Origin of the sequence: Herbaspirillum sp. SJZ107 (assembly GCF_006715485.1) — a bacterium.
GTDB lineage: Bacteria > Pseudomonadota > Gammaproteobacteria > Burkholderiales > Burkholderiaceae_D > Telluria.
Genome location: NZ_VFNH01000002.1, coordinates 1,851,205 through 1,864,874 on the forward strand (window position 1 = coordinate 1,851,205; position 13,670 = coordinate 1,864,874).

Below are 13,670 nucleotides of genomic sequence, written 5' to 3' on the forward strand. Positions count from 1 at the left end.
ACGGATCAGCGCTCCAGCGCATAGGCGATCACGTAGTCGCCGCGGTCCGGCGATTGCCGTGCGCCGCCGGCCGAGATCAGCACGTACTGCTTGCCGGTCTTGGGCGACACGTAGCTCATCGGCCCGCCCTGGCTGCCCACCGGCAGGCGCGCTTTCCAGACTTCCTTGCCGGTGGCGCTGTCGAAGGCGCGCAGGTAGTAGTCCTGGGTGCCGGCGATGAACACCAGGCCGCCCTGGGTCGCCAGCGTGCCGCCTAAGGTCGGCATCCCGATCGGCATTTTCATACCCATCTTGATGCCGAACGGACCGGTGTCCTGCACGGTACCGACCGGGACTTGCCATAGCACCTTGCGGGTCGTCAGGTCCACCGCCGACAGCGTGCCGAACGGCGGCTTCTGGCAGGGAATGCCGAGCGGCGACATGAAGCGGTTCTTGTTGACCGCATACGGCGTGCCCTTCAGCGGCACCGCGCCCATGCCGGTGTTGACCGCTTCGCCGCCGTTGCTGGCCGGGCCGGCATCGGTCTTTTGCGGGATCATCTGCACCCACAGGCCGAGGCGCATGTCGTTGACGAAGATGACGTGGTGATTCGGGTCGGTGGACAGGCTGCCCCAGTTCATGCCGCCCAGCGAGCCGGGGAAGCTCAGCGAGACGTCGGTGCCCGGCGCCGTGAACAGGCCTTCATAGCGCATCGATTTGAAGCTGATGCGGCACATCAGCTGGTCGAACGGGGTCGCGCCCCACATGTCCGATTCCTTCAGGGTGTCGGCGCCGATGCTCGGCATGCCGGTGGAAAAAGGTTGCGTCTGCGAGTACTGCTCCTTGAAGATGCCGGCGATCTTGACCGGACGCTCCTCGACTTGCGTGAGCGGCTTGCCGGTCAGGCGGTCGAGCACGAAGAGTTGGCCGGACTTCGAGCCGAACACCACGGCGGGCGTGGTCGCGCCGTCCTTGCCGGGAAAGTCGATCAGGCTCGGCTGCATCGGCACGTCGAAGTCCCACAGGTCGTTATGGACGGTCTGGTACACCCACTTCTGCTTGCCGGTGCCGGCGTCGAGCGCCAGAATCGAGGTGGCGTAGCGGTGATCGAGCGGGGTGCGGTTGCCGCCCCACAAATCGACCGAGGAGCTGCCCATCGGGATGAAGACGGTGTTCATTGCGGCGTCGTACGACATCGGCGCCCACGAATTCGGCGTGCTGCGGGCGAAGGTCTGGCCCGGCTGCAGGCGGGCGTTCGGATTGTCGCGGCCCGGATCGAAGGCCCAGCGCATCGCGCCGGTAACGACGTCGAAGCCGCGCAGCACGCCGCCCGGCATGTCGGTCTGCACGTTGTCGGCCACGCGCCCGCCTACCACCACGGTGGTGCCGGCCAGGGTCGGTGCGGAGGTGAGCTGGTAGGTCGGATCGTCGGCGCCGCCCAGGCCCGCCTTCAGGTCGACGAAGCCGTCCTTGCCGAAGCCCTGGCACAGGGCGCCGCTGTCGGCGTCGATGGCGACCAGGCGCGCGTCGATGGTATTCATCAAGAGGCGGCGCTGGCAGTTGGCACCAGGCGGCAGCGTGGCCGCGGCCACGGGCGAGGCGCCGGCCAGGGTCGGCTGCGCCAGGGGCTGGGTCGCATCGAAATAGGCGAGGCCGCGGCAGCGGTTCCAGACCTGCGCCTGCGCATCGATGTCGCGCTCCCAGATCTTCTTGCCGCTGTCGGCGTCGACGGCGATCACGTTGTTATGCGGCGTGCACAGGAAGATGCGGTCGCCGACCTGGAGCGGGGTTTCCTGGTCTTCGGCGCCGTTGCCGGTGGGGCTGACCGGGGTGTCGCCGGTATGGAAGGTCCACGCGATCTTCAAGCCCTTCACGTTGTCGCGCGTGATCTGGTCGATGGCGGCGAAGCGGCTGCCACCCGCCGTATTGCCGTAGTGGCTCCAGTTCTTTTGTTCCTGGCCGCGGGCAACCGGCACCAGTGGCGTGGGCGTGCCCTGGAAGGCGACGGTCGGGTGCGGCGCAAACATCTGGACGAAGGTGGCGCCCATGCCCACCGCCAGCACGGCAGCCAGCGCGTAGGCACCCTTGGCAGCGGTGGTCCGGGCCTCGCGCTTGCGCAACGACGGCCAGGCCAGCAGCGCCAGCACCATCAGGCCGGTGGGCAGCATCAGGCGCGACACCAGCGGCCAGAAATCGAAGCCGACATCGGCCAGCGCCCAGACCAGGGTGCCGGCGAATGCGGCCCCATACACGGTGACGGCGGACGATTTCAGCCGCATGAACCCGATGGCGGCGATCACGATGACCGCGCCGGCGATCAGGAAGTAGGGACTGCCGTGCAATACCGCCAGCTTGGCGCCGCCGACGAAGAAGAACAGGCCGGTAGCCAGTAAGACGAGCCCGAGCAATACACACCCGGCCTTCAGCGCCGCTGAAGGATGGGTTTCGCTTTTAGTCATTTGAATATCTCTCCGAGAACTTATCCTGCATGAAGGCGGCGCCACGCAGGGTCGAACAGGGCATCGACCGCGCCGGGGAAGGCGCGCGTTTGCGTCCGCGCTGCACAGGCAGCACGCCGGTCGTCGGGACGCTCGACCAGCACCGCAGTGTCAAGTGGGCTTGGCTGAAACAAGCCGCGGGCCATATTATAACTAACTAGTTGGTTAATTGCTGCGGATGTTGCAAAAATGGGCTGCCGGAGGTGTTCAAGATGGATCGTGCGCGTCGGCGGGCAGCGCGAACAGCACGCTCACCTTCAGGCCGCGTCCGGCCGCGCCGCCTTCACCTGCGGCGAGCGCCAGGGTGGCGCCATGCACGCCCGCGATGTCGCGCACGATGGCCAGCCCGAGTCCGGTGCCGCCGGGGTTGACGTCGAGCGTCGACTGGGCGCGGTAGAACGGCATCAGCACCTTCTCATATTCCTCCGGCGCGATGCCGGGGCCGCTGTCGATCACTTCCAGCAGCACACCGGCGTCCGCGCGGCCAAGGCGCAGCAGCACGCTGCCGCCGGCCGGCGTGTAGCGGATCGCGTTGTCGACCAGGTTGGAGACCAGCTCGTGCAGCAGCAGTTCCTGGCCGCGCACCGTCGTGTCGGCGCCGTCCGCGGCTTCCAGGGCCAGGTCGATCCCTTTCTGCACCGCGGGCAGGGCCAGCTCCAGCCCGACCCTGCCGGCGACGGCCGTCAGCGACACCGGCTCGGCATGGGCATTGCCGCTGCCGTGCTCGATGCGCGCCAGCGTCAGCAGGCGGTTCGCGAGGTGGACCGCCGAATCGGTGGTGCCGGCGATCGAGCGCACGATGGCGCGCATCGCCGCCGCGTCGTCTTCGCGCAAGGCCAGCTCGGCCTGGGTCTTGAGCACGGCGAGGGGCGTGCGCAGCTGGTGCGAGGCGTCGGCGATGAAGCGCCGCTGGCTGGCAATCAGGTCCTGCATGCGCGCCATGGTGCCGTTCATCGCCGCCACCAGCGGCCGCACTTCCTTGTGCACCAGCGCTTCGTCCATGTTCGACAGGTCGGACAGGTCGCGCGTCTCGACTTCGTTCTTCAGGCGCATCAGGGGCCGCAGCACCAGCCCGACGGCGAACCAGACCAGGGTCGCCACGGCCAGCACCAGCACCGCCTGGCGCAGCAGGGTGTTGACCAGGATGCGGCGCGACAGCGCGCGGCGGGCGTCCAGCGTTTCGCCGACCTGGATCAGGGCGATGCCGCGCATCGAATCGTCGTACACCGGCTGCAGCAGGGCCGCGATGCGTACCGGTTCGCCGTTGTAGTCGGCATGGTAGAAGCGCACCAGGGCCGGATACAGTTCCGAGCGCGGCGCATCCTTCGGCACCGGCGGCAGGTCGTCGTAGCCGGACACGGTCTCGCCGCGCAGGCCGCTGACCTTGTAATAGATGCGCCCGAGGGTGTCGGTCTCGAAGCTGTCGAGCGCCACGTAAGGCACGTCGGCCACCACCTTGCCGCCGCGCACCGACACCCGTTCCGCCAGCGCGCGCGTCGATGACAGCAGCGAGCGGTCGTAGGCGATATCGGCGGCCGCGAGCGCGTCGCGGTAGAGCGAGACCGAATTAAGCGCGACCAGCACCACCAGCGGGATGATCAGCCAGCGCAGCAGCTGGTTGCGCAGGCTGCCGAGCGGTGCCGGCTGGCCGGACGCTGCGGACGCGGCCGCAGCGGCGCGCCGGACCAGGAAGGTGCGCAAGGCCAGCATCATGGAAGACGGCCTCAGGCCGGACGTTCCTGCATCAGGTAGCCGATGCCGCGCAGCGTGGCGATGGCGGCGCCGCCGTCCGGCCGGCGGTCGAGCTTCTTGCGGATGCGGTGGATATACAGTTCGATGGCGTCGAGGTTGGCGTCGTCGTCCAGCGAGAATACGTCCTGGAACAGCTTTTCCTTGGACAGGGCGCGGCCCGGGCGCGCGATCAGCGCTTCCAGCAGGGCGTGCTCGCGCGGGGTCAGCGCCAGCGCTTCGCCGCAATAGGTGAACATGCGGGTGACGGTATCGAAGCTGAGCTGGCCGCACTGGTACACCAGCGCTTCGTTGCCGATGCTGCGCCGCAGCAGCGCCTTGACGCGCGCTTCCAGCTCGGCCAGTTCGAACGGCTTGGCCAGGTAATCGTCGGCGCCCAGGTTCAGCCCCTGCACGCGTTCCTCGAGGCCGCCGCGCGCGGTCAGGATCAGCACCGGGGTCTTGCCGCGCGCGCCGCCGCGCGCGCGCAGGCGGCGCAGCACGTCCAGCCCATCCATCCGGGGCAGCGTGAGGTCCAGGATGACGAGGGCATAGTCCTGGGTATGGAGGAGGGCGTCGGCATCGGTGCCGGTGGCCGCGCACTCGACGGTGAGCCGGGCGTCGCGCAAGGCCTTGGACACCCAGTGCGACAGCTCGACGTGGTCTTCGACTAACAGGATTCTCATGCTTTCAGTGTAAGCGCAAAGCGTTCGCTTCGGAAAGTGCTTGCCCCACTACGTGGTTTCCACAGCAGCGTCCGCTGCCACTGAAAGCTGATTGAAAGCATGCCCCGCATATAGTTGCCTCAAACACGTAGCACATAACGATTATAACTACCGGAGATAACATGACGAAGTCGGCCCTTGCGCTCGCCGTTCTGGCAGCGCTTTCCCTGAACAATTCCGCCCATGCCCAGAGCAACGTCCAGGTGTACGGCCTGATCGACGCCGGCGTCGAGGCCGTCAACCACGCGGGCGCCAACGACGGCGGCATGGTGCGCGTCATCTCGGGCGGCAAGAACACCTCGCGCTGGGGCCTGCGCGGCAGCGAAGACCTGGGCGGCGGCCTGAAGGCGGTGTTCAACCTCGAGGGCGGCATCTTGCTGGATACCGGCGCCGCCGACGGCGCGCTGTTCAAGCGCCAGGCCAACGTCGGCCTGGAAGGGCGCTTCGGCCGCGTGGTGATCGGCCGTTCCTTCACCACCACCTATGACCTGGTGATCAAGTTCGATCCGCTCGGCTTCGCACCCAACTATTCGTGGGCCACGACCGGTGCCGCCACCGGCCCGTCCAAGTACGGCATGACGACGGCCTTCGACAACCTGGTCAAGTACAGCGGCAGCACCGGCAATTTCAGCTACGGCGCCAGCGTCGGCCTCGGCGAGCAGCCCGGCAACACGCCGGACGGCCGCAAGTACGCCGTCGGCGGCGCCTGGACCGCCGGCGGCCTGTCGCTGATGGCCGCCTACGAGCAGGTCAACGGGTCGATCCTGCCGGCGACCGGCAACCGCGACAAGACCACCGCCTTCCACCTGGGCGCCGACTACAAGAGCGGCCAGTGGCGCTACGTGGCCGGCATGCGCGGCTACAAGATGGAAGCCGGCAAGGCCGCGACCCCCGACCTGCGCGGGGATACCTACTGGGGCGGCATCACCTGGGTGACCGGCAAGACCACCCTGACCGGCGCCGTCTACCACATCAACACCAGGAACCTGCCCACCGCGCGCGACGCCGACCCGACCATGATCGTGGCGCGCGCCATGTATTCGCTGTCGAAGCGCACCGACCTCTACCTGTCGGCGGCGCACGCAAGCGCCGACCATGGCCAGCTGGTCGGGCTGTCGCGCGACGACCCGGGCAGCGGCACCACCCAGACCGGCGTCACCGCCGGTATCCAGCATCGCTTCTGACGGTAGCGGCCCGGTCCCACGGCTATGATGGCGCCATGAAAACATTGCCCACATTCCTGTTATCGATCCCGCTGCTGGCCAGCCTGCCGGCCTTCGCGGGCCAGCCGGCCGCTGCCGAATGCCTGGTGCCGTCCAAGCCGGGCGGCGCCATGGACCTGAGCTGCAAGCTGGCCCGCAAAGCCCTGCTGGAAGTGCCCGGCACGCCGGCGCTGAAGTTGAGCTATATGCCGGGCGGCATCGGCGCTGTTGCCTGGCACACCATCGTGTCGCAACGCCGCGCCGAGCCGGACACCCTGGTCGCGTTCTCGGGCGGCTCGCTGCTCAACCTGGCCCAGGGAAAATTCGGCAAGGCCGGTGCGGACGACGTGCGCTGGGTCGCCGGACTCGGCGCCGACTACGGCGTGATCGCCGTGCCGGCCGATTCCCCCTACCGCACGCTGCGCGATCTGGTGCAGGCCTTGCAGCGCGATCCGCAGGCGGTCCTGATCGGCATGTCGGGCACCGTCGGCAGCCAGGACTGGATGAAGATGGCGATGCTGGCGCAGCTGGCCGGCGTCGATCCGCATCGGCTGCGCTTCGTCGCACTCGAAGGCGGCGGCGAGGAATACACGGCGATGCAGGCCGGCTACGTCCAGGCAGTGTCGAGCGACGCTTCCGAAACCTCGCTGTATGCCGACAGCGGCAAGGTGCGCGTGCTGGCCGTGCTCGCGGACAAGCGCCTGCCGGGCGTGCTGGCGGCGGTGCCGACCGCGCGCGAACAGGGTTACGACCTGGTCTGGCCCCTGATCCGCGGCCTGTGGATGGGACCCGGCGTATCCGATGCCGACTACCGGCGCTGGGTCCGGGCCTTCGACCAGGTCCAGGCGTCGCCCGAGTTCGCACGGATGCGTGCCCAGGCCGGGCTGTACCCGTTTTCCCTGACCGGCGATGCATTGACCCGCTATATCAAACAGGCCGTGGCCGACTACAAGCGGCAGGCCAGGCAGTTCAACCTCGTGCGCGAGCACTGATTTATATCCCTACAACCAGGAGACAGACATGACTTTCCAACCCACCATCGGCGCCGCCGCCATCGCCCTGGCATTCGCCGCCGCCCCGGTCCTGGCACAGGTGCCGGCCGGCTACCCGGCCACTTACCAGCAACTGATCGATGCCGCCAGGAAGGAGGGCAAGCTGGTGGTGTACGGCGCCACCGACAGCAAGGCGGTGCAGCCGCTGGTCAAGGATTTCAACGCGCTCTACCCGGGCATCACCGTCGAGTACAACGACATGAACTCGACCGAGGTGTACAACCGCTTCATCTCGGAAGCCGCAGCCGGCGGCGATACCGCCGACGCCTTGTGGTCGTCCGCGATGGACCTGCAGATCAAGCTGGCGGCCGGCGGCTACGCGCTCCCCTACAAATCGGTCGAGGCGGCCAAGATTCCAGGCTGGGCGGTGTGGAAGGACATGGCCTACGGCACCACCTACGAACCGGCCGTATTCGTCTACAACAAGCGGCTGGTGACGGGCGCGGAGATCCCGCAGACGCACGCCGACTTCGCGCGCATCATCGCCCAGCCGAAATTCAAGGACAAGGTCACCACCTACGACATCGAGAAGTCGGGCGTGGGCTTCATGTTCATGACCCAGGACGCCCAGGACTTCCCGCAGTTCGGCGCGCTGCAGCAGGCCTTCGGCGCCGCCAGGGTCCGGGTGCAGTCCTCGACCGGCACCATGCTCGAACGCATCTCGTCGGGCGAGAACCTGATCGGCTACAACGTGCTGGGCCCGTACGCGCTGGTGCGCGCCAAGAACGATCCCTCGCTGGGCGTGGTGCTGCCCAAGGACTACACCCTGGTCATGTCGCGCGTCCAGTTCATCAACAAGTCGGCCAAGCACCCGAATGCGGCCAAGCTGTGGATGGACTACATCCTGTCCAAGCGCGGCCAGACCGTCATCGCCAACGAGTCGAAGCTGTTCGCGATCCGCGCCGACGTGAGCGGCGAGACCACCTCCGCGGAGCTGATCAAGCAGGTGGGCGAAAAGAACCTGAAACCGCTGGCGGTCGGCCCGGCCGTGATGGAATACCTGGCGCCGGCCAAGCGCATGGCCTTCCTGAAGCAGTGGAAGGAAACCGCCGGCAAAAAATGAGCCGGCGCCGTCAGCCAGCACCCGGGGCGGACTTCGCGTCCGCCGTGGACCTCCTCGATCGGATATTCCCATGCCTACTTTTTCCCTGCCCGGCGCCGTCAAATCGACAGGTGCCGACGGCCAACGCGCCACGCGCCGCCCGCGCCTGAACTGGCCGCGCGCCATCGTCGTCGTCCTCACCTGCCTGGCGATCTTCCTGCCGCTGTTCCTGATCTTCTACCAGAGTGTCCTGTCGGCGCCGTTCTTCATGCCGGACAAGGTGCTGGGCCTCGACGCCTTCCGCTTCATTTTCGAGGACGCCGATTTCTGGCTCGCCTTCAAGAACGGCCTGCTGCTGGCCTCGGGCCTGGCCGCGATCGCCGTCCCGCTGGGCGGCATGCTGGCCTTCCTGATGGTGCGCACCGACCTGCCGGGCCGCGGCTGGATCGGGCCGCTGCTGCTGGTGCCGATCTTCGTCTCGCCGATGGTGATGGGCTTCGGCTACGTGGTCGCGATGGGTCCGGTGGGCTTCTATTCGACCTGGATCCACCAGTTGCTCGGCGTGATTCCGTGGAACGTGTACTCGTTCACCAGCATCGTCGTCATCGCCGGCCTGACCCACGTGCCGCACGTCTACCTGTACGCGTCGTCGGCCCTGAAGAGCCTCGGCTCGGACGTGGAGGAAGCGGCGCGCGTGTCCGGCGCCTCGCCGTGGCGCGTCATGTTCAACGTCTCGCTGCCGATGATCATGCCGGCCCTGGCGTATGCCGGCGTGCTGGTGTTCTTCCTCGGCTTCGAGGTGTTCGGCCTGGTGCTGGTGCTGGGCGACCCGGAAGGCCACCTGGTGCTGGCCACCTACCTTTATAAACTGACCAACAAGCTGGGCACGCCGTCCTACCACCTGATGGCGGCGGTGGCGGTGTGCCTGGTGGCGGTGACGATGCCGCTGGTGATGGCGCAGCGCTGGCTGCTGAAGTCGGCCAACAAGTACGTGTCGATCAAGGGCAAGGGCGCGCGCCAGAAACCGCTGCCGCTCGGTCGCTGGAAGTGGCTGGCGCTGGCCGTGATCGGCGGCTGGATCCTGGTCACCATCGTGCTGCCGCTGACCGGCATCGTGCTGCGCTCCTTCGTCCAGTACTGGGGCGAGGGCGTGAAACTGGCCGACGTGCTGACCCTGCAGCACTTCCGCGATATCTGGGAACAGCCGTCGCTGGTGCGCGGCATCGTCAACACGATCCTGATCGGCGTGATCGGCGGCGCCCTGGCGGTGGCCTGCTACACCGCGATCGCGCTGGCGATGCACCGCAAGCCGGACGGCGTGACGCGCCTGCTCGACTACAGCGTGCTGGTGCCGCGTGCGGTACCGGGCCTGCTGGCCGGCCTGTCCTTCCTGTGGGTCTTCCTGTTCGTGCCGAGCTGGCTCGACACGGTCCTGAAGGGCATGGACAACGGCGTCGCAGCCTGGCTGTCGGAACACTTCATCCCGCAACTGCGCCAGCTGCGTTCGACCATCTTCGCGCTGTGGCTGGCCTATTCGGTGGTGTGGCTGGCCTACGGCATGCGCCTGGTCTCGACTTCGCTGCTGCAGGTCGGACCCGAGCTGGAAGAGGCGGCGCGCGCGGTCGGCGCCAGCCGCGGCCGTGTCACCCGCGACGTCACGCTGCCGCTCATCAAGTTCGGCATGCTGGGCGCGTGGCTGATGGTGTTCCTGATCTTCGAACGCGAGTATTCCACCGGCGTCTACCTGCTCTCGCCCGGCACCGAAGTGATCGGCGCGATGCTGGTCTCGCTGTGGGCCGGCGGCTCGACCGACCTGGTGGCGGCCCTCTCCTTCATCAATATCACGCTCGTGGCCATCGGCCTGGGCATCGCGCTGCGCTTCGGCGTCAAGCTTCACAACTAATATAAGACGAGACCCGACCATGAACGTTTTGACCGTCAATGACCTGCACCTCGACTACGGCAGCGGCGCTTCCGCCAACCCGATCCTGAAAGGCGTCTCGATGCACCTGCAGCGCGGCGAAGTGGTGGCGCTGCTGGGACCCTCGGGCAGCGGCAAGACCACGCTGCTGCGTGCCGTCGCCGGCCTGGAAAGCCCGAAGTCGGGCACCATCGACATCGGCGAGCGCCGCGTGTTCAACGGCGGCGGCGCCGGCCGCACGCTGGAACTGCCGGCCGAGGAGCGCAACCTCGGCCTGGTGTTCCAGTCGTATGCGCTGTGGCCGCACAAGACCGTGTTCGACAACGTCGCCTACGGCCTCAGGCTGCGCAAGATGGCGGGGCGCGACATCGAACAGAAAGTGAAGGAAGTGCTGTCCCAGCTCGGCCTCGGCCACCTGGGCGAACGCTTCCCGCACCAGCTCTCGGGCGGCCAGCAGCAGCGCGTGGCGATCGCCCGCGCGCTGGTCTACAACCCGCCGGTGATCCTGCTCGACGAGCCGCTGTCCAACCTCGACGCCAAGCTGCGCGAGGAAGCGCGCGCCTTCCTGCGCGAGCTGATCGTGCGCCTGGGGCTGTCGGCCCTGATGGTGACCCACGACCAGGCCGAGGCGATGGCCATTTCGGACCGCATCCTGCTGCTCAACAACGGCAAGATCGAGCAGCAGGGCACGCCGCAATCGATGTACGAAGCGCCGGATACCCTGTTCACCGCCGAATTCATGGGCAGTAACAACCGCATCCCGGCCCAGGTGGTGCAGCGCGACGGGGCCGCGGCGCGCCTGCAGGTGGGCGGCATGGCGCTGAACGCGACCGCGCGCGGCGCCGGCGGTGCCGGCGATACGGTCGCTCTGATCCGGGTCGAGGAAGTCCGCATCGGCCGCGCCCCGGTCGACAACGGCATCCAGCTGCCGCTGTCGACCTGCATGTACCTGGGCGACCGCTGGGAATGCCTGTTCAAGAGCGGCGAAGCGAACGTGCGCGCCTATTCGCGGCACCGTATCGATCCGGGCAATTACTGGCTCGAGATGCCGGCCGAGAAGCTCTGGGTGTTCTGAACACCCGGCCGCCGGCGATGCTGCGCACCTTCGTGCCGGCCCTGGTGCTGGCCGCCATCGCCGCCATGGCCTGCGTCGCGCTCGACACGCCGCTGCCCTGGATGATCGGGCCCTTGTTCTCGACCGCGGCCGCCTGCATGCTGGGCGCGCGCCTGGCCGCGCCGGTGCAGGCGCGCGAGGCAGGGCAGTGGGCGATCGGCACCGCGCTCGGGCTGTATTTCAGTGCGCCGGTGCTGGCGGCGCTGGCGCGCAACCTGGCGTGGATCGTGCTGGCGGTGGCCTTCACCGTCTGCCTCGGCATCGCCTGCGGCGCGCTGCTGCGCCGGCTGTCCGGCTGCGACGCCGCCACCGCGTTTTTTGCGATGGCGGTCGGCGGCGCGTCCGAGATGGCGGTGCAGGCCGAGCGCCATGGCGCCGCGGTCGACCGCGTCGCCGCGGCGCACAGCCTGCGCATCATGCTGGTGGTGGCGACGATTCCGTTCACGGTGCGCTGGCTCGGCCGCCACGGCTGGGGCGATGGCCTGGATGCCTTCCTGCCGCTGGCGGCGCGGGTCGACGGCGCCGGCCTTGCCTTGCTGGCGCTGCTCACCAGCGTTTGCGCGCTCCTGCTCAAGCGCATCCGGCTGCCGAACGCCTGGGTGATCGGACCGCTGCTCATGGCCATGGCGCTGACCGCGGCCGGCATCGAGCTGTCGCGCCTGCCGGAGTGGATGGTGCGCTGCGGCCAGCTGCTGATCGGCGTTTCGCTGGGCACGCGCTTCACGCGGGCCTTCGTGCATACGGCGCCGCGCTACCTGGCTGCCGTGGCCGGGTGTACGCTGGCCATGCTGCTTCTGGCCGGGCTGTTCGCGATGGTGGTCGCGCAGGTGACGTCGCTGCATCCCGGCACCATGATCCTGGCGACCTCGCCGGGCGGGATTGCCGAGATGTCGCTCACGGCGCGCGTGCTGCACCTCGGCGTGCCGGTCGTGACGGCGTTCCACGTATCGCGCATGATGTTCGTGGTGCTGACCATTGGTCCGCTTTACCGCGGCTGGCAGCGCCTGCGCCGGCCTGCCTAGCGGGCATCGGCGGCGCCGGCGGCAATGGCAGCTCCCTTGCGGCGCAGCATTTCCGTGCGCATGCTGTCCAGGTCCTGGCGCAGATGGTCGGCGATCGCTCCATTGCCGATCCCGAACGGCAGCCAGACGCCCATCGCCGCTTCGCTGTCGTAGGTGATGAGCGTGCGTCCGTTCGACGTGGTCAGCGTGGTCGTGACGTCGCCCTTCTTGACGCTGCCCGACACGATATGCGACACCAGCCGGGTATCCGGCGTCAGCTCGACCCGCCGCACGTACTCGAACGGGACGGCAAACCACCCGAACCGCACCTTGCCCGCCTGGCGCACCAGCAGGCCGTCCCTGGTGCGCGAGAGGATGCGGCTCTCGTCCAGGTCGGGCAGGAACTGCTTCATGTGGTCATAGTCCGTCAGCACGGCAAAGGCCTGGCGCGCGTCGACGGGGACCGACAGCTGCGCATGGACGGTGACCGACTCGCCATGCCGTTCCACCTTGACCTGGATGTCGTCGTCGGCCGGTGCGGCATGGCTGCCCACCGGTGCGGCCAGCAGTAAAGCGAGGGATAAGACCGAGCGCGCGCGCCGGAGGTCGAGGGAAGCGAACATGTTGCGGGCATGGGGCTGATGGAGAAGCCCATATTATCCGCGAATCGAAGGCTGTGCCGGCCAGCGGGCTGCGCATGCCGGCAGCCGCCAGCCGGTCGATACAGGATGCCGCTGCGCAGTGGTCAGGAGCAGGCCTTGCCGTTCACGCCGTGATAGCCCTTGGCCTTGGCATCGGCTTCGGCCATGTATTCGCCCTTCTTGGTCTTGCCATAGTACTTGGTGCCGGCACAATGGTAGACCTTGCTCGCGCTGTTGACCCAGACCTTGCCGGGGCCGCCGCCAGGCGCTTCGGTGGTCTGGGTGGTCGTCTTCGCCGGCTTGGCGGGGGCGGTCTTGGCCGGGGCTTGGCTGGTAACGGCGCCCGCCGACGGGGACAGCGGGTTCGGCACGGTTGTGGTCTGGGCAAACGCGGCGGTGGCCAGCAGGGCGCTCACGAGCAGGGCCAGGGTTTTTTTCATCGTATTCTCCAATCATCGGTCATCGGGCTGGAACAGCCGGGACCTCATTCTAGTAGGGTAGGGCTGGTTTGATCGCGAACATGATTGAACTGTAATCTTGCGAATGGCCGGATCGCCCGATGGCCTGGTGCGGCCGGCATGATTGTGCAGTGCCCCGCCAAACGTCGCCTCCGCCGCACATCTGTGTAATCTTTTTCGCTGTTTTGTAAAGTTTTGCAAACAGTTCGGCATGCGCATGCGCGCTCAAGCCGGGGGAAGCCGGGCCTTACGTAAAGAAGTGTAAGCGCCGCACTGTGGTCTCCAGAAAATCCGATGAATAATCAAGGG

The 13,670-nt window shown here is 67.6% G+C and carries 11 protein-coding genes; 6 read left to right on the top strand and 5 right to left on the bottom strand.

All coding sequences use genetic code 11. From position 1 onward, the window contains the following. Nucleotides 1-5: 5 nt before the first annotated feature. The 3 genes from FBX97_RS18065 to FBX97_RS18075 form a co-directional block, all read right to left on the bottom strand. Nucleotides 6-2,438 carry a membrane-bound PQQ-dependent dehydrogenase, glucose/quinate/shikimate family gene (locus FBX97_RS18065; RefSeq protein ID WP_141834200.1) on the bottom strand — a complete coding sequence of 811 codons (2,433 nt, stop codon included), beginning with the start codon at nucleotides 2,436-2,438 and terminating at the stop codon, nucleotides 6-8. A gap of 246 nt (nucleotides 2,439-2,684) precedes the next feature. Then, the gene (locus FBX97_RS18070; RefSeq protein ID WP_141834675.1) at nucleotides 2,685-4,187 is read right to left on the bottom strand and encodes a sensor histidine kinase; all 1,503 of its coding nucleotides are present in this window, start codon (nucleotides 4,185-4,187) and stop codon (nucleotides 2,685-2,687) included. 14 nt (nucleotides 4,188-4,201) lie between these two features. After that, nucleotides 4,202-4,891: a response regulator gene (locus FBX97_RS18075; protein WP_141834203.1), complete on the bottom strand. Its 690-nt coding sequence runs from the start codon at nucleotides 4,889-4,891 to the stop codon at nucleotides 4,202-4,204. Between the two features lie 161 nt (nucleotides 4,892-5,052). Between FBX97_RS18075 and FBX97_RS18080 the strand changes: the two genes are divergently transcribed. From FBX97_RS18080 to FBX97_RS18105, 6 genes are all read left to right on the top strand, one after another. Beyond that, nucleotides 5,053-6,114: a porin gene (locus FBX97_RS18080; protein WP_141834206.1), complete on the top strand. Its 1,062-nt coding sequence runs from the start codon at nucleotides 5,053-5,055 to the stop codon at nucleotides 6,112-6,114. A 35-nt stretch (nucleotides 6,115-6,149) separates the two neighbouring features. Continuing rightward, a complete protein-coding gene (locus tag FBX97_RS18085; protein ID WP_141834209.1) occupies nucleotides 6,150-7,124 on the top strand; it encodes a tripartite tricarboxylate transporter substrate binding protein in 975 nt (324 codons plus the stop codon). A gap of 28 nt (nucleotides 7,125-7,152) precedes the next feature. After that, nucleotides 7,153-8,247, top strand: a complete 1,095-nt coding sequence (locus FBX97_RS18090; protein ID WP_141834212.1) for an ABC transporter substrate-binding protein — start codon at nucleotides 7,153-7,155, stop codon at nucleotides 8,245-8,247. 70 nt (nucleotides 8,248-8,317) lie between these two features. Continuing rightward, complete coding sequence (locus tag FBX97_RS18095; protein WP_141834215.1) at nucleotides 8,318-10,129, top strand: iron ABC transporter permease; 1,812 nt, start codon at nucleotides 8,318-8,320, stop codon at nucleotides 10,127-10,129. 19 nt (nucleotides 10,130-10,148) lie between these two features. Beyond that, nucleotides 10,149-11,222, top strand: a complete 1,074-nt coding sequence (locus tag FBX97_RS18100; RefSeq protein WP_141834218.1) for an ABC transporter ATP-binding protein — start codon at nucleotides 10,149-10,151, stop codon at nucleotides 11,220-11,222. Between the two features lie 17 nt (nucleotides 11,223-11,239). Beyond that, nucleotides 11,240-12,283: an AbrB family transcriptional regulator gene (locus FBX97_RS18105; protein ID WP_141834221.1), complete on the top strand. Its 1,044-nt coding sequence runs from the start codon at nucleotides 11,240-11,242 to the stop codon at nucleotides 12,281-12,283. Here FBX97_RS18105 and FBX97_RS18110 read toward each other — a convergent pair. Together FBX97_RS18110 and FBX97_RS18115 are read right to left on the bottom strand one after the other, a co-directional pair. Next, nucleotides 12,280-12,885, bottom strand: a complete 606-nt coding sequence (locus tag FBX97_RS18110; RefSeq protein ID WP_141834224.1) for an SRPBCC family protein — start codon at nucleotides 12,883-12,885, stop codon at nucleotides 12,280-12,282. The two genes, FBX97_RS18105 and FBX97_RS18110, sit on opposite strands and share 4 nt — an antisense overlap. A 122-nt stretch (nucleotides 12,886-13,007) precedes the next feature. After that, complete coding sequence (locus FBX97_RS18115) at nucleotides 13,008-13,343, bottom strand: signal protein (protein ID WP_141834227.1); 336 nt, start codon at nucleotides 13,341-13,343, stop codon at nucleotides 13,008-13,010. Nucleotides 13,344-13,670: the final 327 nt, after the last annotated feature.